The 18,255-nt window shown below is 46.5% G+C and carries 24 protein-coding genes; 10 read left to right on the plus strand and 14 right to left on the minus strand.

The features are described 5' to 3' along the window. Window positions 1–155: 155 nt before the first annotated feature. Both H6F68_RS21095 and H6F68_RS21100 read right to left on the minus strand, forming a co-directional pair. Window positions 156–869 carry a DUF1995 family protein gene (locus tag H6F68_RS21095; protein WP_190562028.1) on the minus strand — a complete coding sequence of 238 codons (714 nt, stop codon included), beginning with the start codon at window positions 867–869 and terminating at the stop codon, window positions 156–158. Window positions 870–922: 53 nt separating this feature from the next. Beyond that, on the minus strand, window positions 923–2,092 hold the full coding sequence (locus H6F68_RS21100) for a cysteine desulfurase family protein (RefSeq protein WP_190562029.1): 1,170 nt from the start codon (window positions 2,090–2,092) through the stop codon (window positions 923–925). A 283-nt stretch (window positions 2,093–2,375) separates the two neighbouring features. On the opposite strand from H6F68_RS21100, the gene H6F68_RS21105 reads away from it, so the two are divergent. The 3 genes from H6F68_RS21105 (at window position 2,376) to H6F68_RS21115 (ending at window position 3,758) form a co-directional block, all read left to right on the plus strand. After that, a complete protein-coding gene (locus tag H6F68_RS21105; protein WP_190432043.1) occupies window positions 2,376–2,621 on the plus strand; it encodes a ChaB family protein in 246 nt (81 codons plus the stop codon). A 177-nt stretch (window positions 2,622–2,798) separates the two neighbouring features. Then, entirely contained in the window at window positions 2,799–3,008 is a 210-nt protein-coding gene (locus H6F68_RS21110) for a hypothetical protein (protein WP_190562031.1), read from the plus strand. Window positions 3,009–3,083: 75 nt separating this feature from the next. Then, window positions 3,084–3,758 (plus strand): phospholipase D-like domain-containing protein, encoded by a 675-nt coding sequence (locus H6F68_RS21115; RefSeq protein WP_242065594.1) that lies wholly within the window; start codon window positions 3,084–3,086, stop codon window positions 3,756–3,758. Between the two features lie 345 nt (window positions 3,759–4,103). On the opposite strand, the gene H6F68_RS21120 is transcribed toward H6F68_RS21115, so the two are convergent. Next, window positions 4,104–4,508 carry a response regulator gene (locus tag H6F68_RS21120; RefSeq protein WP_190562033.1) on the minus strand — a complete coding sequence of 135 codons (405 nt, stop codon included), beginning with the start codon at window positions 4,506–4,508 and terminating at the stop codon, window positions 4,104–4,106. A 328-nt stretch (window positions 4,509–4,836) separates the two neighbouring features. Between H6F68_RS21120 and H6F68_RS21125 the strand changes: the two genes are divergently transcribed. Continuing rightward, the gene (locus H6F68_RS21125) at window positions 4,837–5,160 is read left to right on the plus strand and encodes a hypothetical protein (RefSeq protein ID WP_190554892.1); all 324 of its coding nucleotides are present in this window, start codon (window positions 4,837–4,839) and stop codon (window positions 5,158–5,160) included. 135 nt (window positions 5,161–5,295) lie between these two features. On the opposite strand, the gene H6F68_RS21130 is transcribed toward H6F68_RS21125, so the two are convergent. From H6F68_RS21130 to H6F68_RS21140, 3 genes are all read right to left on the minus strand, one after another. Next, the gene (locus H6F68_RS21130; RefSeq protein ID WP_190554893.1) at window positions 5,296–5,577 is read right to left on the minus strand and encodes a hypothetical protein; all 282 of its coding nucleotides are present in this window, start codon (window positions 5,575–5,577) and stop codon (window positions 5,296–5,298) included. An 82-nt stretch (window positions 5,578–5,659) separates the two neighbouring features. Further along, window positions 5,660–5,809 carry a hypothetical protein gene (locus tag H6F68_RS21135; RefSeq protein WP_190562035.1) on the minus strand — a complete coding sequence of 50 codons (150 nt, stop codon included), beginning with the start codon at window positions 5,807–5,809 and terminating at the stop codon, window positions 5,660–5,662. Between the two features lie 336 nt (window positions 5,810–6,145). Then, window positions 6,146–6,628 carry a hypothetical protein gene (locus H6F68_RS21140; RefSeq protein ID WP_190554894.1) on the minus strand — a complete coding sequence of 161 codons (483 nt, stop codon included), beginning with the start codon at window positions 6,626–6,628 and terminating at the stop codon, window positions 6,146–6,148. Window positions 6,629–7,582: 954 nt separating this feature from the next. On the opposite strand from H6F68_RS21140, the gene H6F68_RS21145 reads away from it, so the two are divergent. Continuing rightward, on the plus strand, window positions 7,583–8,752 hold the full coding sequence (locus H6F68_RS21145; RefSeq protein ID WP_190562037.1) for a hypothetical protein: 1,170 nt from the start codon (window positions 7,583–7,585) through the stop codon (window positions 8,750–8,752). A 59-nt stretch (window positions 8,753–8,811) separates the two neighbouring features. Here H6F68_RS21145 and H6F68_RS21150 read toward each other — a convergent pair whose 3' ends face one another. Together H6F68_RS21150 and H6F68_RS21155 are read right to left on the minus strand one after the other, a co-directional pair. Continuing rightward, complete coding sequence (locus tag H6F68_RS21150) at window positions 8,812–8,988, minus strand: hypothetical protein (protein ID WP_190554896.1); 177 nt, start codon at window positions 8,986–8,988, stop codon at window positions 8,812–8,814. A 411-nt stretch (window positions 8,989–9,399) separates the two neighbouring features. Then, window positions 9,400–9,765 carry a response regulator gene (locus H6F68_RS21155; RefSeq protein WP_190554897.1) on the minus strand — a complete coding sequence of 122 codons (366 nt, stop codon included), beginning with the start codon at window positions 9,763–9,765 and terminating at the stop codon, window positions 9,400–9,402. A gap of 846 nt (window positions 9,766–10,611) precedes the next feature. On the opposite strand from H6F68_RS21155, the gene H6F68_RS21160 reads away from it, so the two are divergent. Further along, complete coding sequence (locus H6F68_RS21160; RefSeq protein ID WP_190562038.1) at window positions 10,612–10,818, plus strand: hypothetical protein; 207 nt, start codon at window positions 10,612–10,614, stop codon at window positions 10,816–10,818. A 351-nt stretch (window positions 10,819–11,169) separates the two neighbouring features. After that, window positions 11,170–11,979 (plus strand): hypothetical protein, encoded by an 810-nt coding sequence (locus H6F68_RS21165; RefSeq protein WP_190562040.1) that lies wholly within the window; start codon window positions 11,170–11,172, stop codon window positions 11,977–11,979. A gap of 214 nt (window positions 11,980–12,193) precedes the next feature. Here the strand turns inward: H6F68_RS21165 and H6F68_RS21170 are convergent, their stop codons facing one another. The 4 genes from H6F68_RS21170 to H6F68_RS21185 all read right to left on the minus strand — a co-directional run bounded on the left by H6F68_RS21170 (window position 12,194) and on the right by H6F68_RS21185 (window position 14,132). Then, a complete protein-coding gene (locus H6F68_RS21170) occupies window positions 12,194–12,880 on the minus strand; it encodes a hypothetical protein (protein ID WP_190562042.1) in 687 nt (228 codons plus the stop codon). Further along, on the minus strand, window positions 12,877–13,533 hold the full coding sequence (locus tag H6F68_RS21175; RefSeq protein WP_190562044.1) for a hypothetical protein: 657 nt from the start codon (window positions 13,531–13,533) through the stop codon (window positions 12,877–12,879). Before H6F68_RS21175 ends, H6F68_RS21170 begins: the two co-directional genes overlap by 4 nt. Window positions 13,534–13,608: 75 nt before the next feature. Continuing rightward, on the minus strand, window positions 13,609–13,929 hold the full coding sequence (locus H6F68_RS21180) for a helix-turn-helix domain-containing protein (RefSeq protein WP_190562046.1): 321 nt from the start codon (window positions 13,927–13,929) through the stop codon (window positions 13,609–13,611). Beyond that, window positions 13,926–14,132: a hypothetical protein gene (locus tag H6F68_RS21185; RefSeq protein ID WP_190562048.1), complete on the minus strand. Its 207-nt coding sequence runs from the start codon at window positions 14,130–14,132 to the stop codon at window positions 13,926–13,928. The genes H6F68_RS21180 and H6F68_RS21185 overlap by 4 nt, the downstream gene beginning before the upstream one ends. Window positions 14,133–14,298: 166 nt before the next feature. Here H6F68_RS21185 and H6F68_RS29115 point away from each other — a divergent pair, with 166 nt between their 5' ends. Further along, complete coding sequence (locus H6F68_RS29115) at window positions 14,299–14,562, plus strand: helix-turn-helix transcriptional regulator (RefSeq protein ID WP_313930204.1); 264 nt, start codon at window positions 14,299–14,301, stop codon at window positions 14,560–14,562. Window positions 14,563–14,729: 167 nt separating this feature from the next. Next, on the plus strand, window positions 14,730–15,596 hold the full coding sequence (locus tag H6F68_RS21195; protein ID WP_190562050.1) for a DNA/RNA non-specific endonuclease: 867 nt from the start codon (window positions 14,730–14,732) through the stop codon (window positions 15,594–15,596). Window positions 15,597–15,608: 12 nt separating this feature from the next. Here the strand turns inward: H6F68_RS21195 and H6F68_RS21200 are convergent, their stop codons facing one another. Next, entirely contained in the window at window positions 15,609–16,016 is a 408-nt protein-coding gene (locus tag H6F68_RS21200) for a nuclease A inhibitor family protein (protein ID WP_190562052.1), read from the minus strand. 140 nt (window positions 16,017–16,156) lie between these two features. Between H6F68_RS21200 and H6F68_RS21205 the strand changes: the two genes are divergently transcribed. After that, the gene (locus H6F68_RS21205; protein ID WP_190562054.1) at window positions 16,157–16,810 is read left to right on the plus strand and encodes a Panacea domain-containing protein; all 654 of its coding nucleotides are present in this window, start codon (window positions 16,157–16,159) and stop codon (window positions 16,808–16,810) included. Window positions 16,811–17,281: 471 nt separating this feature from the next. Here H6F68_RS21205 and H6F68_RS21210 read toward each other — a convergent pair whose 3' ends face one another. Continuing rightward, window positions 17,282–17,950, minus strand: coding sequence for a hypothetical protein (locus tag H6F68_RS21210; RefSeq protein ID WP_190562056.1), 669 nt, complete (start codon window positions 17,948–17,950; stop codon window positions 17,282–17,284). Window positions 17,951–18,255 lie beyond the last annotated feature (305 nt).

Consider the following 18,255-nt stretch of genomic DNA (forward strand, 5'->3'; position numbering starts at 1 on the left):
GCTTCAGAGCTAGCCTAAATAGCTGCAATTTGCAATAAATTGAGATTGCAAAAGAGGAGCTATGGGAAGCACTGAACTCTTCTTATAGTATGCCCTGACTCACCTTGGCGATCGCACCGTAATTGTATCCAATGGTACCTCTCCTAAAGCCAGCGTTACTGGGTTAAGGCTCTGAGAAAACGCTGAAGTTCTGTCATAAAGCCTGTTTTAGGAGCTGGGGTAGGATCTTCAGGATTTCCAGTAGATTGGGCTAAAATTCGGTCGATTTCGTCGCCAGCGGGCTTGGTGGCAACTTCGGCAATTAGTTTATAGTCGTCCTCTAATTCTAGCCAAACCTGCCAAGGGCCGGGATAGCAACGCAGCAAGGCTCCATTTTCCAAAGGGCGAAGATAATAACAAACCTCGAAGGTGCTAAGAAACCGAGTGCGTAGCTGCCGCCCAGCATAGCCTAAGCCAACGGTGGCAATGTCTTCCAGAACCGGATTTAAGAGAACAAAGGGGCGTTCTCTGGCTTCATCAGCCATTTTTTGCACCTCAGCCACTTCTACAGAAGTTGGGGCGACCATGAGAAAGGCTTGGTCTTCTGGTAGCATCTTGCCCTTCAGTTCACCAATCCCTCGAATCTCAAAAGGCTTTTCCCCCCAGTCCCGCCGTGCCAGAGCCGCCGCACCAGCATCGGGGAAAAAAACTTTGAAGTTGGCTCCCAAATCTTCAAAAATACTCAAAAACTGCTCGGCGATCGGCATAGGTTTGAGTTCAGGGAAATTGAGTTCTACCTGTATCCGGCAAACACCAGCGTCTAGCGCTGCCTGGGTTGCAGTTTTGGCTTGCTCGATCGCGTCTTCAAGGTTTTTGGGAAGTTCAGCCATTGTTCAGTCAGATGCTTGAGGGCTTATGGGTGCCGAGGAAGATCACTAGCTTGCTAGGAGCGGCTCCCTACTAATTGTACGGGCATGAGTCGCTCTAGAACCTGCTGGAATACGGTGGCTGTCCAATCAATATCTGCGACTGTAGTATCTCGGCCTAAGGTGAAGCGAATACCACCTTTCGCCAAGCGATCGCTATATCCCATTGCCAACAAAATCGGACTGGGAGTTGTTTTGCCACTATGACAGGCAGAACCCGCACTAATCGCAATCCCCGCCAGATTCATTTGGCGCACCAAGGTTTTGCCATTTAAGGTTTCGCCATCGGTAGCCTGGAGACAAACGCTGACATGGTGCGGTAAGCGGTTCCAGCGATCGCCCGTGACAGTTACGCCTGGAATCGCTAGTAATTGATCAAACAAGCGATCGCGCAGCCGCATCAAGCGGGGGGTTTCGGTCGCTAGTTCCGCGATCGCCAGTTCTGCCGCTATGCCAAACCCTGCAATCGCAGGTACGGCCTGAGTCCCAGAACGCAGCTTAAACTCTTGCCCACCACCACCGATCAGCGGCACCAACTCCACTCCAGGTCGCACATACAAAGCCCCAGATCCTTGCGGTCCATACAGCTTGTGGCTGGACAACGAGAGCAAATCTACCGGAAGCTGCTGCACATCTAGCTGCAAACGGCCTGCGACCTGCACGGCATCAGTATGAAACAATGCACCATGATTATGAGCAATTTCACTGAGCACCTGGATGGGCTGCAAGGTACCAATTTCGCTCTGCCCGTGGATCACTGAAACTAAAACCGTATTACTTTGCAAGGCATGGCGTAAATCCTGAGGATTCACCCGCCCCTGAGCATCCACAGGTAAGCGAGTTACTTCCCATCCCCACTGCTCCAGCAAACGCACAGGCTCGGCGATCGCCGAGTGCTCCACGCTAGAAATAATCACATGTTGGGGCGTGGTGTACTGCCGCGCCACTCCCAGAATCGCCAAATTATCAGATTCGGTGCCGCCCGACGTAAACACGATCGCTTCAGGCGGAGCGTTGAGCAAGCTAGCCACCTGAAGGCGAGCCCGTTCTACCAACGTTGCGGCCCGACTGCCCCACTCATGCAAGCTGGAAGGATTGCCCCACTGCGCCGTCAAAGCCTGCTGCATGGCAGCGATCGCTTCCGCACGAGGGGGAGTTGTCGCACTGTAATCCAGATAGATTTGCATGAGTAGTCGCGTTCTAAAGCTTTAAATTAAGGCATTGTTTTCTTCCAGCATACCTTTCAATCCCAAGCGTACCGATTCAGTCAAGATGTCCCGCCTTTGGTTTAGGATTGGGAGCCCTTTGAAGCAATTAATTGTATCCCTAACGACAGAAAGAATTAAAGTTAGCTGACCCTTGGGGTAGAACGAACCAGCGTATCTAATTCGCTTCTAGGCTGAGGAACTTCCAACTATTGCTGCATAGGATGATCGCAAGTCTCAGTATGAAACGGAGCTTATTAAGCAAATGGCACCAGAACAACAGCAAGAGCAAAACCTACCTCAAGAAGCTCAGCAACTCCCCGAATCAGCCCAAAAGATCTTCCAAGCTGCAATGCGAAGTGCTCAGTCTGATGGTCTGTCTCAAGAGGGAGCGATGAATGTCGCTTGGACCACAGTCAAGCATGATTACATTCAAGGCAGCGACGGTAAGTGGCAGCGCAAGCCCGAGGACGAACACAGATACAAGTCAACGGTCGTCAGCGGTAACTAAAAAGTGTGGCAATTGCGGCTCTGGAGTGACTACAAAAAGCGTAGTTAAACTCATTCCAGCATCCCAGCTTACCTTAACCCCTCACAAAAAGTGTTGGGGTTATTTTTGATTCTTGTCTGAGACTAAGACGATTGATTTCGAGACATTACCACTCAAGTTGCAGGTGGAGCCGAGATAATGGAAACCGACGCGATCCTAGAAATCCGTGTACAGAATTTGCTCCTGAAACTGGAAGACATGGAGCGGAGACAAGACTCTACCGTTAAAGCAATTTTTCAGCTTTATGAAGCAGTGCGCTGGCTGAACGCGGGCAATCACGAACGAGTCACTAGTGAGCTGGAAGAGGCCATTATGACGTTACAGGAAGCCGCGAAGAAACCTCATTAGCGGCTAATGGTAATGATGCTATGGGCTAGGGCAACCTCTAGACATGCATCCCTCATTGCCGTCAGGAGCGTTATCTTGCTTTTTCCGGTTTCCCTGCGATCGCGTTTTTGCCTCAGTCTACTGCTGATTTTGAGCCTAACTGCTTGCCAACAAGTGCAGTCTCAGCCACAGCAATCTGCACCTGCACCACTGCCCCAAGATCCGTTAGTTCAGGCTTACTTCAATCACGAACCTGCTGCCAAATACACTGAGCCTTACCGCCAACAAACTCGCCCTGGCGATAATCTAGAGCAGCAAATTATTGACGCGATCGCCTCAGCGCAATCTACCGTAGATGTTGCCGTTCAAGAGCTGCGGTTGCCCAAGATTGTCCAAGCCTTGATCGATCGCCAAAAAGCAGGCGTAAAGGTACGGCTGATTCTAGAAAACACCTATAGCCAACCTTGGAGCGCGATCACCGAAGCTGAATTGGCTAAGCTACCCGAACGAGAGCGCAGCCGCTATGAGGAATACCAAAAACTCGCAGACCTCGACCAGGACGGCAAACTCACCCCAGAAGAAATTAATCAAGGCGACACTTTAGTCATGCTGCGGCAAGCGCAGGTGCCTTGGATTGATGATACCGCCAACGGCTCTGCTGGCAGTGACTTAATGCACCATAAGTTTGTCGTAGTGGATGGACAACGCCTAATCATCACTTCGGCCAATTTCACTACTAGTGGCCGCTTATCTTTAGCGGAATCGCTGTAATGCTTGCTGGGTAAGGGTTTCACTTTGTTAATGTTTCCACAAAGTAGCTTGGTTGGGTCAGGAAGTGAGGGGCTTGCGTAATCAGCAGATTAAGCGACACTGACTTCACTTGGGCAAATTGAATTAAAGAGCAGTGAGTATTTAAGTAACTAAAACATTACAAAAACAAAGCCCCGATCCCTAGATCGAGGCTTGTCTTTGAATATTAAATGCCAGCCAACGGTTTTAATATGCGCTTCGGGTACTAAATGCTAGCTGACGGCTTTTATACTTCTTATCTTCCGCGAAGACAACATTTCTGTCTATGGGGGGATTTACCCGCTTATTTCCCGCCTCAGCAACTCATTACCTATCGGACTGCCCTAGAACCTGAACGATGACTTCTATCAATGCATCCGGTAGGAGCGGCTTCGTGAGGTATTGCTGAAAGCCCAGTTCTAGCGCTCGCTCCCGCGCTTCTTTGCTTGCATAACCTGTCAAAGCAATAGCTGGCACCTGCCATCCTAGCTCTGCCTCCAATGTGCGTAATTCTCGAATGAGTGAGAAGCCATCCTCAAAAGGGAGGCCAATGTCACTGATTAGCAGGGTAGGGTGCAACTCCTTAAATAGCTCGATGGCCTCTGAAACTGACGGTGCCGCAGCGACCTTTGCTCCACATTCTTCTAGCGTGAAAGCCAGCAAGAAAAGAGTATCAATATCATCATCAACCACAAGTATTCGCTGCCCCGGCGGTAAAGCCAGCGGACTCATACTTTCCCCCTATAGACAGGTGCCTTACGTTTGCTTCAATGTATTTAAGCATTGATACTCAGCCTTTCAGCAGATTTCTAGTAGTGGATAGAAGCATAAACTTTAAGAAATTATAAAAGTACTACGCTAATTTCCTATACAGAATCGCAGCCTCAAGTTTTACAGGGCACAGTAGTCACCTCTAGAGCAGCACTTCTAGGGGTGCTTTTTCTATGTACTTTAGGTCTGTTTGCATCCAGTCACAGTACTTCCAGAAACACCGTCTGTGGTTGGCCTTTATATGTATCTAAAGTTACTTTAATAGATAGATTACTAATGCGGAGCCCTTGTGGAAGAAAAGTTCTCACCCACCCAAAAACAAGAACAGCTCTTCCGCACTGAACTCATTAAGTGGGGAATCGAGTTTGAAAAAGCAATCAAGGTTGCTAGAATTTTGGCCTTAAATATTCCCAACGAAAAGCTAAGCAGTAGTGACACAGCCCTGGTTGAAGAGGTTTGCCAGGAGTGGTTTGAGAAACGGAAGCACTGGGAGCAGTTTAAGCGGGTTATGGCTCAGCATGGTGCGAACCTGAACGAGGTGACTTTGGAAGATTACCAAAGGGCAAACCGACGAAAGGAGAATGAATCCTCAACTCGGACCACAAACCAGTGAAGTGATCAGTGCTTTGGCTGACCTAAAATGCTTCAGCTTGAATCCGCTTAGGTAGCCTAAATCACAGATTAAGTTAGGACAGCATTTCACGCTGTGAGCAGTGCATTGCGTTTGTGGCGATCTCACGACCAAAGCTTAAGCTGTGATCGCCTTCTCTAAGGGAGTTAGTGCAGCCGTAGGCAAATTTCTTAGTCCTACCCACACTTTGTACTCATTTCTCATGGCAGTAATGCAAACTTGAGCACCGTGTTCCGACAAACTGAGGGCTAAGCAAAAAGCTTTCTGTCTATCTTCAGCCTGGTGTGTCGTGCAGAGGCGGTACAGCTCGGCACCGGAGTACATACCCTCACAAATCTCGTTGCGATGCCAAAACTTAAACGGATGTACTAGCTCATGGGACAAAACTAAAGGCAACATGGCGGATCAATAGAACTGTAGACCATCATCTTTTGTGATAAGTCAAGAATGATAGGTATACGTCTGTACGGAGGGAGAGTGGCTACAAAAGCTCTATGCCCCTAGTCTGAGCAGCTTCTCTCGCCTCTAGGAATAGCTTCAGCTTCTCGTAGTGTGTCAAGTAGTTGTGACACCATTGCCCCAACCCGCCCCAATGGAATAACTCACCCACTCGGTTGAGGGAACAAAGCATCAATATTGTGTTCTAAACATACAATAGGTATAAATACTTGCGTTAAACCGATGACCGACAATTTCAGACTGCTGTAGAGGGCGTGTTCTGAAGTGAAGGATCGTCAAAGCAATGTAATTAGGAGAGCGCTGGTCAGGTTCACCCCAATGAACTGAAGGCCAGCGTTTCTCTTTAGTACTAACCATTGTAGTCTCAGCCAGCTTCAGCACAAGGTAGAGACTACTTACATGGCTTGCTATTTTCAAGCCTAAAAGAGCTTCAGTTCATCAGCACTTAGAAGATTCAACAATTGAATTGGTTAAGGTACTCCGCGCGACCCAAGTTTAGTTGTTCTTGCTATTTATAGGAGTCAAGCTCATCCAGTGCTCTTTGGCGAGCGAGCAAAGGATTTACATTTGGACGAACAACTTGAAAATAAGCTTCGGTCACTTCTACAAATCCCGTTCTAACATTTCCCAATCTATATTCCTTAATGAGTGAGTGCATCTTGTACTGTAGGTCTCTGTAAAAATCTTCTACTTCCTTAGGAGAGCGCTCTTTGAAGGCTGAAATAACCTCTTTGACAAGATCAGGATCAGTAATCCACTCACCAGAGCCTTTTTGATAAGACTGAAGTAACTGCTTCTTCTTTTTCTCGCTAGAGCGAGCACTATGACCTATATACCAGAAGTTCCAAGAGAGTCCAGCCGTAAGCACCAAAACGCCAAATCTATTGAAGTCAAATGGGTAAACAGCCAGTAGCGTAGCTGTTGTCAAAATAACTGAACAGATAGTAGTAAGCAGGGCATACCATCTGTCAGCAAACCATTTCAGATTCATGGACTTATTGAGTAAGAGTAGAGCACTAATCAAAAGCGTTCACTCAAGCCCCACTAAGCCTCACAGCAACTATTTATTGCAAATCAACTCTTCATAGCCTGTTTATGGCTACTTCACTGTTGAGTGGTTATAACTCGGTGTGTAAGAGAATTTTCAGCGAGGTTCGCTCGCTAATACTAAATGATCAAAACGGTCCGTCTGTCAGTTGCCGTCCTAGGCGCTGCCCTTGTCATGGCTTTACTTGGATTCGCTACTTTTCAACCCCAGTCCCTAGCTCAAAGTAACTGCGATCCTGCTTATCCAGACGTATGCATCCCACCACCGTCACCAGACCTAGATTGTAAAGACGTTTCCTACCGCAACTTCAAAGTTTTGCAACCTGACCCGCACAAATTTGATAGGGATAAGGATGGGATCGGCTGTGAGGAGTAAGCAATTTCCAGTTAAATATTTCACGCTCAGACTTTTATACTCTGGGTGATATTGAAGTCTGTTGCAATATCCAATAAAACCAATGCCTATTCCTCCGGCTCAAATAGCTGCACTATTAGCAGTTGTCATATTTGTAGTAGTAACACGCCTATCCAAAAACCCTTTCTTGCAAATTTTAGGATGGCTGGTTTTTGGAGCGTATATGTTCTGGGTGATTAGCCGAATAGTTTACATATTTTGGAATTTCTTGCCTGGAAGCAAATGAAACTTAAAAGTCCTACGTTGAGTTCTTAGTTTCAAACTTCAACATGGGGCAACAATTACTTACTCCATTAAGTTAAGGTACTGGGCTGGTACAGTATTCGGTTCCACCTGGGCTATATAGTGTTTTCGTTCCAAAAATGTTGCTTATTAGAGCCACAATTTGGCTCAGTATCGCCGCTTGAGAAACTTCGGGCCGATTTCACCTCTTGAAGTTGGCTACATCAGCTTTAGCTCACTATTAGCAGCTAGATTCGGCCAATGAATCGAATTGGATCAGGGAAAGTCATTAGTACGATTCTCAAGCATGAGGCGAAAGCGACCAGCTACAAGATCGCGCTGCTGAGAGCGATCAATGATGTCGTGCTGTCCTTTCCAGACTTGAGGAACTACAACCAAGATGTTGCAGTTCCGCTCAAGGTTTTATCAGAGCATTGGGTTGCCTATTACTGGCCGTTCGTTGAGCCGAACAAGCCAATCTTTCAGGGGCAACGGGCAGAGCTGAATGGTAAACCAAAAAACGATATGGCGTTTCGACCAACCCTAGCTGCGCTTCGCTTACGGTGGGAACAAGAATTAGAAACCGCTTCCCGCCCTTCAGATGGCTTCTTCGTCATCAATGAGATGCGAGTTGCCCGTAAGCGGGCTTTGTACTCTCAAGATTTCTTAAAAGCTTACCAAAAGGCTATTAGAGAAATTAGCAAAACCCTGGAAATGCCAATCCGTTACGCTGGCCCTGGTCATTGGACAGTATTCTCACAGCCTGTTAGGTACGAGGAACTTGATGGGCTAGCTGTTCCGGTACCTGGAACGCAGAGTAGCGACAAGTGCCTAGTCATCCAGGCTGAGCTATGGCAGTCGTTTCAGACTTTATCGTTATGGGTTGAGGCACTCTGCATTCATGAGTGGTGCCTATTTTCAGAGGGTGTGGAGCAGGGGAGCACTCAACAAGTTGATCGCGGTGACATTTACCGTCTGCTAACTGATCGCCCTGACAACCGCCGACCTCTGACTTGGGAACGCAACAATATTGATTTGCTGCTAGTGGAGGGGTACGAGTTTGTTTGCCCTTGGACAGAGCGGCGAATCCGAAGTGGTGTGAGCTACGACCTAGACCATTTGGTGCCCGTATCAATCTACCCAATCAACGAACTCTGGAATTTAGTGCCTGCTGATCCCGACTTTAACTCGCGGGTCAAACGTCATTACTTGCCGTCCTCTGAGAAGTTGCAACAAGCAAGGCAGCATTTAGAGTTGGCATACCAGCAATACGGTGTTTCAAAGGCTTTAGCAAAAGCCCTGCGGGAAGATGTAGCAATCCGGTTTCTAACTGTGGGCCATAACGTAACGAATTTTCCAACGCTAGTGACTGGAGCAGTGGTCAGACTAATTGATCAAGTAGCCGAGTCACGTAATATAGCCCGCTTTTGAGAGAAGCCAAGCCTACAGTGAGCTGTCTTAACTCAGTGGTTCACATTTCAAAACCTTCCTTAAACGGCAGAGAGCGCCTCTTCTAAGGGAGCCAGTGTAGTGCTAGGCAAGGTTCTTAAGCTGACCCACACCTTGTACTCAGTTCTTCTACAAGTGACGCAAACTTGAGCACCATGCTCCGCCAAGGAAACCGCCAAGGAAAAAGCTTTTTGCCTACCTTCAGCCTTGTATGCCATGCAAAGGCGGTACATTTCCCTGTCGGAACACATTCCCTCATGGATTTCGTTTTGATACCAAAACTTGAACGACTGAACAAGGTCGTGAGATAGCACTAGGGGGTACATGTGAAACCTCTGATGTCACAGTCTCATTCTTTATTAATTCTTAAGGACACTGTGTATAAAACATTACACTTGATTGAAAGTTTACTTTCTGGAGTAAAAAACATCAAGCCAACACAGAAAGATATAAAACACTCAGCTCAGGAACCCCTTGGTCTCGTCTGGCAGCGCTGCTCGAAAAATGCTGTACGGATTTACCCCTTGAAGAAGGAGGGCATATGCGGGTCAAGTACCTAGCTATATAGTAAGGAAGTTTTTAGTCTTGACACCTAGCGTGCCATCAAGAAAAACGAATAAGGCTCTAGCCTAGCGTGAAACTTTTATCAGTCCTGAACAAACACTCACTAAGACATATAGATCAACTGGCTTCACTAGGAAGTTATGGAAACCCGCCGTGAGTGCCTTCTGCTTAGTTCTAGAATCTCCAAATGCTGTTAGGGCCAATGCTGGTACCTGCCCTCCTTGATCTGGAGTTAAGTTTCGGATACACCGGATAAGATCATGACCATCCATTCCAGGCATAGCAATATCACTAACCACTAGATCGGGCTTCCTTTCAATGAAAAGCCTCAAAGCTTCATCAGACGAGGTTGTAGCTATCACCTCAGCCCCATAGGAACTCAGGATAATATCTACGAGTTCTACAAGTGGCTTCTCGTCATCTACTACCAAAATCTTGCAGTTCTGAAACTTAAGTCTGTCAGAAGACAAATCATTCCCCCCCCCAATCTCAAGCGCTCTCACTCCAATGATGGCTTAATAGCAATTAGAGCTCAGCCTGCCTTTTAGAAGAAAACGATGATAGGTATACGTCTGTATGCAGGGAGAGTGGCTACAAAAGCTCTATGCCCCTAGTCTGAGCAGCTTCTCTCGCCTCTAGAAATAGCTTCAGCTTCTCGCAGTGTGTCAGGCAGTTATGACACAATTGCCCCCAACCCGCCCCAATGGAATAACTCACCTACTTGGTTGAGGGAACAAAGTATCAATATTGTGTTCTAAACATACAATAGGTATTTATACTTGCATTAAACCGATGACCGACCATTCCAGACTGCTGTAGAGGGCGTGTTCTGAAGTGAAGGATCGTCAAACCGATGCAAGTAGGGGAAGCGCTGGTCAGGTTCACTACAATGAACTAAAGGGCAGCGTTTCTCTTTGATACTAACTATTGTAGTCTCAGTCAGACTCAGCACAAGGTAGAGACTACCTACATGGCTTGTCAGTTTCAAGCCAAAAAGAGCTTCAGGTTTGTCAGCACTTAGAAGATTTCAACAATTGAGTCAGCCAAGGCGACTCGCCCTACCCCACTCAGGTCGATAGCGCCGCTTGAAAAATGCCGTGCAGATTGAACCCTTTGAAGGGCGAGGGGCGAAACGAAGCGAGTGGAGGGGAAGCAACAGCCCTTGCCCCTCACCCTAGCTACATCGTAATCGCACGGCATTTTTCATCCGTCAACCCCTATCGAACCGGGTTGACTGACCGCTACCGTGAAGGGACTCAAGGCTCACTTGCTCATGGATGAGGGGATTGCCTAGATATTACGACACCTCTCACATCATCTGGTGCAACGATGCTGCACCCAGCTCGAAGCTAGAGAAGGCAGTCAAGGATGGGATCATGGAGGATGAGCCAACTCTGCTTTACCGTTGTGAACCGCGAGTGCAACCGTCGCCTAAAGGTTACTACTGGCACTTAATGACAAAACACCTATCCAACCGGATTTAAGTAGGTGGGTCAAATTAAAGATGGCTTCACCTGAAACCCTTACACAGCCTGAAAACTATCTTCAGTTTAATTACACCTACCTACTTATTAGCTAGAGACAACACACGTCCTTATAGTAAGTGCCTCATATTTTGTAAAAGAGCCAAAACTTTTGTTTCTTCTCATTAATACAAGCTATTCAACCAAAGTTATTTATTAGAAAATGAATTCTTAGGGGCCAATAATATTTGGCTTGATTAAATACCTTTATATATTAGAATTCTTAATTCTAATCAAATTAAGCTGAATGGAAACTCGGAAGAATAATTCATGTTAGCACCTCACCTTTTTAGATAAAAGGAGAAAGAAATAATGACTCCTGGACAAGAAAACACAGAGAATGAATTAACTAAAGTTCCTTGGAAATGGTTAATTGCGCTTGCTTCAGTAGCCTTGGGACTCTTAGCATTTCGAGGTGGAGAACTTTCTGCTGCCAAGGATGAAATTAAAATTGAATTTCCAGAACCTGGGACAACACTTGTCACAGTTAACAACATTCCAAATAAAGCGTCATATCTCCTAGCAGCTAGTGATTTGTGGGCACCAACAGGGCTTCCTTTGAATCCTGGTCAATCTGTAAAGATTACAGCTTCAGGAAGAGCAAATCTAGGAATTCATAGGCTTGTTGAAGCCGCCCATAATGATACTTACCCAACCGTTGGTTGGACGGGGCCTGCTGGTGTTCCAGTTAACAATAGGGATGTCAGGAATACTTATCGGCAGGATCTAAAGATAGAACCGCGAGCCGGAGATGGTACACTGCTAGCCTACTTTCACCAAAGTGGTAAACCAGAACCAAGCCTAGAAAATCCTCTTAGAGGTGAAGCTATTGTTGTTGGGGCCTCAGGAACAATAAAAAACAATAACGAAGTTCCAGTTACCATATGGTTAGTTATTAATGATGCTGTTTTAGAAAACAGTGAAAAGTCTAGATCTGCTTTTGTTGCGCCTGACAATACAGATACTTCTGCAACAGAGAAAATAGCTGAAGGCCCTTCAGCTGCAGAGCGCTGGAGATATATTCAACAAAAGCAATACTGGAACTTATGGTTCGATGATAATGTTGGGTTCTACCAGGTACAGTTTGACTTTCAATCTGAGCAAAGCCAGCAACAAAATTAAAGCTGTTTTTACTTATTCCTTGCTTAAAATTTCCTTGATCAGTTAGCAGATTAATTTTGTGCCGTATTTAAGGGATGGTTACAAATGACATTTTCCGAAGCGCCTTGAAAAGTGCAGGCCTTCTAGTAGCCATCTCATCAGGAAAAATTAAGCAGTACTCTCCTGCTCTACATCCTTTTCTCATTTTCAAAGTGAGAAAAATCGAGCTTGTTTCTTAATAGGAAACTGATTGCAAATATAATAGTTTTACTAGAGGTACAAGCATTTCTCTTGCCTCTATGACAAGCTTTTCAGGGAAGTTCTCAGTAGAGATAAAAACTGTCCCATCATCATCAATCACAAACTCAAACTCTTCAACAATGACCTGGAATGGAAACCACTCCCCCTCTACCTCGTAAGATCGCCTCACTTCCTCTAAGTTCAACTCGTACACTTGGCCCACTGGAGCAGCGATCAGAGCTTCTATTGAGTTTTGCAGCCCTACCTCGGTTATCTCAAACGGAGCCTGAGCTGCACTGGCGATCCTCTTCCGCTCTCCGATTCTGTTCGTCCCTCTAGACCGTGCCAGCTTGCCCCTTAGTTCAGTAACTTCTTTACCTGGATACTTCAGGGCAGTTTCTATCTCTCTAATATGGGGTCTAAGGTCAAAGCGAAGGTGGCGCTCAGTTAAACGCCCATCCACTTTTTGACGAACATCTAGGATCGCTAACTCTAAGGCATCGCCCAAGCGTTGAGTATTGTTTTCTTGCGCGATCCGACGCATCTGCTCTTTGACCAGCTCAGTTAAGCCAAACTCAACCGCACTACTGTACGTTTGCGATCCTCGTACCACTGAGCTTTGAATCAGGTCTACGACGTTCTGTAGGATGAACTCTTCTTGAGACAGCAGTTTGAATCTCATAAAGCCACCTCAGTAATGTAGCAGCGGTAGTCCGTCTCACTCACCAAAGCTGTGCCGACTAAAATTCCCACCACAGGCCGAGTGTCTAGTTCAGCGCAAGCAGAAATGTAACCTGCCATCCGAACCAGCTCGTCTTCCAACACCTGTTTGATGCCTAGGGTTGAGTCAGTGGTTGCCTTCGCCTCGATCAGGTAAGTATTTCCATTCCCCTGCATGACAATATCCGGGTAGTCATGGTTGGGGCGGGCCAACTTGCGGCATTGGTAGTACCGTTGAGCTAGGAATCCGGCAATCCCCTCACCGATCCCTGCCACGGCGCTCTTATTAGCCGTCATGCGCCGCTGTTCAGTCCTACTGTAGAAGAGGGGTGGATACCCAGGCTCTAAGAAGGCACCACTGGAGTAGGTAAACCAGTACTGCATTTCTTCGAGGGGTCGGTACACCAGTTGCTCTGAGTACTTGCTCACCATCCGCCTTAGAGTGTCTCTGCGAAGCTGAAAAGAACCGACCGGGGTATAGGTAGACCGCCGATTAGCTAAGAGCGCCTTAAATCGCAGCCGCGATGCGTGCCGAGTTGCCGCAATCTTGGCGATAGACTGCTCTTCCTGAGATAACTGGAGCAGGCGATGCTCCAAGGTGATTTGAATGGTCATTGGTACTGGAGAACTAGAAATCCATAGACTGTTCTCACAGTAAGTCCTGTAGCTAGCCCCGACAAACCTTTGCTATCACGGTGATAGCTCTTGCCCATTATTGGAGGTTGGCGGGCAGAGCACTTGTCTCAAGGCTGGAGGAACTTGCTCGTACGACTCCCACAACAAATTCATTTCTGCGAGTCTTCGCAAGTAAACTGCTTCGGGTGGGCGATAATTCTTGGCTTTGGCAAACCAGCGATCAACGGTAGGTTCAGAGCAACCGCAGATTTGGGCCATCTGAGCATGGGTCACGCTCCACTTGGCGTAGAACTCTTGAGGTGACATGCCTAACTGACAGCGAGTGTAGAGCTTCAGCAGAGCGATCTCTCGTTGTCCCAAGTCTCGTAGGCTCACTCCTGGCCCACCTCAAGCGTGGTATTATGCGGAGCGGTAGCCAGCAGCTCTAAATCTGCTTCCCAAGCGGTATCTGAACAAGTCCAAGCATGGGAAGGTGATTGAGAGTCAAGCCAAATTAAGTAACGCCAAGCCCAGGACTTTAAGTGTTCTGCCGGGGCATATTGCAGCCCTGTCACAGTACCAAAGTCCTGGGTTGGCAAAGGTAGCCAGCTAACACGATCCCCGATCCTCAGCTTTGGCTGGGGTATCTGATGAGGAAAACCCTCTGGCAGTAGTCGTGCCGAATAGGATCGTGCCGCAACCATTTATCCCCGTATCTCATGTCACTTATAGTCTACATTATTTCTCTCACAATCTGGGGACCTAGTGTCAAAATTCTTTCACGATGATGCCGTGAAAGAAGACAAACCCCAAAATATCAATCAGCGCTTTGGCAAAGCGATTCGACAGCGCAGGCGAGAACTAGACCTATCACAACAAGAGCTAGCTAAACAGACTGGGCTTCATCGCACTTATATTTCAGATATCGAAAGAGGGGAGCGCAACCCTACTTTGGAGAATATTGAGAAGCTGGCGAAGGCACTTGATATATCGATTGCCCAACTCTTTACTGACTACGGTATCGGGTAGGCAGTACGTCTCTATTGTGTAAATCAATAGTACATTAGAACCTTAAGCGAGCAGCTTGTAATCGCGCTTGCGGTGATACTGTGGGAATTGAGCCTCTGCCTTTCCGCAAAGCTATGGAACTATCATCGTTGTAGTGTCACCTCAGCAGAGCTACAGGGTAAGCAATTATGATCGCGGGATGTTGGAGCTGGTCAAAGCTAAAGCATTGGAGTATCGCTCTGTCCTTACTACTGCTTTTTGGATGTGGTAGCGCTACTCTAGAACCGCCTGCTCCCCCGACTACACCCCCTCCTGTTGTCCCTGCTCCTATCGGTACTCACCTAATATTGGGCAATCCGAGTAGTGCGACCACCAGTACTAGCAACCCTGATAACTACTTGCTAGTAAAGCCTCAATACGTTCTTTCTTACAACAACACTAGACGCATCCCAAACTGGGTAAGCTGGCAACTCAACCAAACTTGGCTCGGTGACACTCAGCGCCGTAACAACTTTAGGCCAGATACTACCTTGCCAACTGGATGGTATCAAGTCAGGCCAAATGACTATAGCGGCAGTGGCTATGACAAGGGACACATGGCTCCTTCGGGAGATCGCACTGCTAACGCCACTGATAACTCTGCCACCTTTGTAATGACGAACATGGTGCCTCAAGCTCCAGACAATAATCAGGGGCCGTGGGCAGAACTAGAAGACTATTGCCGCGATCTCGTGCAACAGGGCAAAGAGCTTTACATTACGGCTGGGACTTATGGGCAGAACGGAGTTCTAGCTAAGGGACGGGTGAGCATTCCTGCGACTACTTGGAAAGTGATTGCAGTGCTGGATAGACCAGGGTTAGGTATACCTGGGGTTACAGCCAGCACACGAATTGTTGCGGTGGAAATGCCTAACGAGCAGGGCATCCGTGACGAAAACTGGAGAAACTACAGGGTCAGTGTAGACCAGCTAGAGAAAAAGACAGGCTACGATTTTCTCAAATCTGTCCCTCGTAATATTCAAGGCACTATTGAGCGCAAGGTCGATCAGCAGTAAGGCTGGGACGAATCAAGTTTCCACCACTTGAGTAGAAATACCTGCTATTTGACCTGACGCGATTCTACCCAGAATGTAAACGTCAATTTTGATTTTGCCGATTTTATAAACCTGCACGTCTGAGAGGTTGTTCTTGATGACCTCAACTAAGTGCTGATACCTCTTGACTTGCTCTTTCTCTTCTATGCCGTGCCAGTCTTGTTCTTGATCTGCAACCTCGAGGAACTGATCTAGGTCTACTACTTCAACAGGGCAATTCGAAGGGTGTTGAGTTTGCTGAAGCACCATGTCAGGGGTTATAGGAGATTGAAGCTCCCATATGAAGACTTGAAAGGGGACTTCTGACTCACTCAGGCACAGCAGTCCATCCACACATCGCTGAAGTAGACCAACCAACTCTTCTTGCTCGCTGCTACTCATAGTGAACGAAGTTACAACTTGGCTAGTTTCGCATCAGTCTTAGCTGTACTAAGCCGCTATCAAGATCTAGTACACTACATATGATGATATAATGTAAACAATACTTAGTACAATCGTACTGTATTAGGGAGGTGAACAAAATGGCGACTGCCCTAGAAGTGGCGCACTACTTCCTGAATAAAGTAGATAGAGAGGCTGGAGATGCTATTACTAGTCTCAGGCTTCAAAAACTTATCTACTACGCACAAGCTTGGAGCATGGTATTTAGGCATCAGCCACTCTTTGAGGAGCAGGTTCAGGCTTGGAAAGATGGGCCAGCAGTATACTCAGTCTGGAAAAGGTACAAGCAGTACGAGAGAGATGCCATTCCACAAGAGACTGTGACAATGGAAAGAGGGTTTCAGCCTGATGAATTACAACTCTTAGATATTGTCTGGGAAATATATGGTGAGTTAAGCGCAAGCCAACTGTGGAAGTTAACTCATTCTGAACTGCCGTGGATTGAAGCAAGACAGGGGCTTGCTCCAAGTGAATCATCCCAAAACCCTATCTCTTTACAAGATATGAAAAACTATTACGAGGATTTTGGAAGCTTTTCTAAGGGCAATCCTTTTATAGAGAAAGAGGTGACAGAAGTTAATAAAGAGAAAACTGTCATTAGGATTTGTTTAAAAAACGGAAGCCAGGAAGAAATTGAATTAAAAGATTTAGGGACGTATATTGCTGAGAATTCACAAAATATACAATACGAGCAGAGCGAGCTTCCTGTAGAGGGAATTGACTTACTGTTCTAGCATCAGGACATCTTCTACATCATTACTAACTAGCAGAAGATCGAAATTGTTTTGTTATACAGCGAAGTGCCTTTAATTACCTTTCCTTCTCTCAGGAGTTCGAGGCTTTCAGCAAACTCTACATTGCATCCTAAAAACTTTCGATACTCAGTTTTCTCGTCTTCATGGCAAATCAAATCCTCTACCTCTTCACCTAGCATCGCTCTAGCCCAAACATTTGGTGAACTGCCTAGTTGCCCGTAAACCCTTTTGCCGCAAGCTGCCTTTTGGTATTGTCGTGCATCAACTTTGATTGTGACCCGTTCCAACAGCCCCATAAAGATGGTTCTCAGATATTAAGTAAACGCAAATTAAATTGATCAAGCTTGTTGACCGCAGGGGAGAACATCGAACCCCTCAGCCTCGGATAGGACGCTTAGCTGGCAAACCTGCACGGCCCATGAGAGCGGTAAGACAGTTTTGTCTTACCGCTTAGTTTTTTTCTTGGTCAGATTGCCTTAAGATCCTTAAAATATCTTCGGCAAGCCCCTCTGCTTCCTGGGAAGCTTCTAATCTTGAAAGTCTGCCTTTGAGATCAGCTACTTCCGTGGCAAGCTTTTCTAGAACAGTCCGTACTTGTTGCTCAAAGTTTGCACTCATAGTGACGACTTTAGGTACTTGTTCACTAACTTTGGACTTTTCTTCAGGAGGAAGCTGCTTATCTGCGTTTCTTTCCTCTATGAAGGGGTTAGGGGGAGTGGCAAAAGTTTTCTTGGGAGACGGCTTATCAATATTTCTTTCCTCTAGGAAAGGATTGGGGGGAGAGGTGACATCTTTTGAACTGTGTCTTTGTTGAAACACTTGTTCTATGTCAATTCCTCTCAAGCTTGCAGCTTCCTTGATGGCCTCAAGCGTCACCTCAGACGAAACAGAATATAAGTAAGTCGGACGGTGCTTTTTCTCAGTTCCTGGCTTCGTTGATATTTGAGTCAGTTTCTGATTTTGCAAATCATGTAAGTACTTGATTGTTGTGGATCTGTGCTTACTTGCAATCGGCTCTAAACTTTTTGCTTCCTTTATTCCTAGAGCTACCGCATACAACAGCACTAAATGATCTACACCTAAAGACATCAAGGCTGTAGCGAGTTCACCAGGCATCATAAGCTTCCAAAGCAACGGTGTAGCAGAGTCCCGCCGCCTGTAGACAGGTGGGGATAGAGATGATAGAATTTGATGCATAGAAAAGCTGCTCCCTTCAAGGAGTGGTAACTAAAAATTGAATCAAATCAATCGGGGATGTTCTTTTAGCGGGGATCATCCCTAATTGCTGTTTAAACTATCATCATCTCAAAAAGATCGCAATAGAAACAGAGCAAATTTACTACTAAAATTCCTTTCCTTTCAAGTGACTCGCAAAAGGGAAAGGCAAAAACACTAGATATAGCGTCCTGCTCACTTGATTCTGC

Origin of the sequence: Trichocoleus sp. FACHB-262, assembly GCF_014696035.1 — a bacterium.
Lineage (GTDB): Bacteria > Cyanobacteriota > Cyanobacteriia > FACHB-46 > FACHB-46 > Trichocoleus.

Bases quoted from the DNA above. Each gene is read 5' to 3' on its own strand.
- H6F68_RS21095 (WP_190562028.1), bottom strand. From the start codon at position 869: ATGGCTGAACTTCCCAAAAACCTTGAAGACGCGATCGAGCAAGCCAAA.
- H6F68_RS21100 (WP_190562029.1), bottom strand. From the start codon at position 2,092: ATGCAAATCTATCTGGATTACAGTGCGACAACTCCCCCTCGTGCGGAA.
- H6F68_RS21120 (WP_190562033.1), bottom strand. From the start codon at position 4,508: ATGAGTCCGCTGGCTTTACCGCCGGGGCAGCGAATACTTGTGGTTGAT.
- H6F68_RS21110 (WP_190562031.1), top strand. From the start codon at position 2,799: ATGGAAACCGACGCGATCCTAGAAATCCGTGTACAGAATTTGCTCCTG.
- H6F68_RS21160 (WP_190562038.1), top strand. From the start codon at position 10,612: ATGAGGGGATTGCCTAGATATTACGACACCTCTCACATCATCTGGTGC.
- H6F68_RS21165 (WP_190562040.1), top strand. From the start codon at position 11,170: ATGACTCCTGGACAAGAAAACACAGAGAATGAATTAACTAAAGTTCCT.
- H6F68_RS21200 (WP_190562052.1), bottom strand. From the start codon at position 16,016: ATGAGTAGCAGCGAGCAAGAAGAGTTGGTTGGTCTACTTCAGCGATGT.
- H6F68_RS21210 (WP_190562056.1), bottom strand. From the start codon at position 17,950: ATGATGCCTGGTGAACTCGCTACAGCCTTGATGTCTTTAGGTGTAGAT.
- H6F68_RS21105 (WP_190432043.1), top strand. From the start codon at position 2,376: ATGGCACCAGAACAACAGCAAGAGCAAAACCTACCTCAAGAAGCTCAG.
- H6F68_RS21140 (WP_190554894.1), bottom strand. From the start codon at position 6,628: ATGAATCTGAAATGGTTTGCTGACAGATGGTATGCCCTGCTTACTACT.
- H6F68_RS21170 (WP_190562042.1), bottom strand. From the start codon at position 12,880: ATGAGATTCAAACTGCTGTCTCAAGAAGAGTTCATCCTACAGAACGTC.
- H6F68_RS21145 (WP_190562037.1), top strand. From the start codon at position 7,583: ATGAATCGAATTGGATCAGGGAAAGTCATTAGTACGATTCTCAAGCAT.
- H6F68_RS21150 (WP_190554896.1), bottom strand. From the start codon at position 8,988: ATGGCATACAAGGCTGAAGGTAGGCAAAAAGCTTTTTCCTTGGCGGTT.
- H6F68_RS21175 (WP_190562044.1), bottom strand. From the start codon at position 13,533: ATGACCATTCAAATCACCTTGGAGCATCGCCTGCTCCAGTTATCTCAG.
- H6F68_RS21135 (WP_190562035.1), bottom strand. From the start codon at position 5,809: ATGCTTTGTTCCCTCAACCGAGTGGGTGAGTTATTCCATTGGGGCGGG.
- H6F68_RS21205 (WP_190562054.1), top strand. From the start codon at position 16,157: ATGGCGACTGCCCTAGAAGTGGCGCACTACTTCCTGAATAAAGTAGAT.
- H6F68_RS21130 (WP_190554893.1), bottom strand. From the start codon at position 5,577: ATGTTGCCTTTAGTTTTGTCCCATGAGCTAGTACATCCGTTTAAGTTT.
- H6F68_RS21195 (WP_190562050.1), top strand. From the start codon at position 14,730: ATGATCGCGGGATGTTGGAGCTGGTCAAAGCTAAAGCATTGGAGTATC.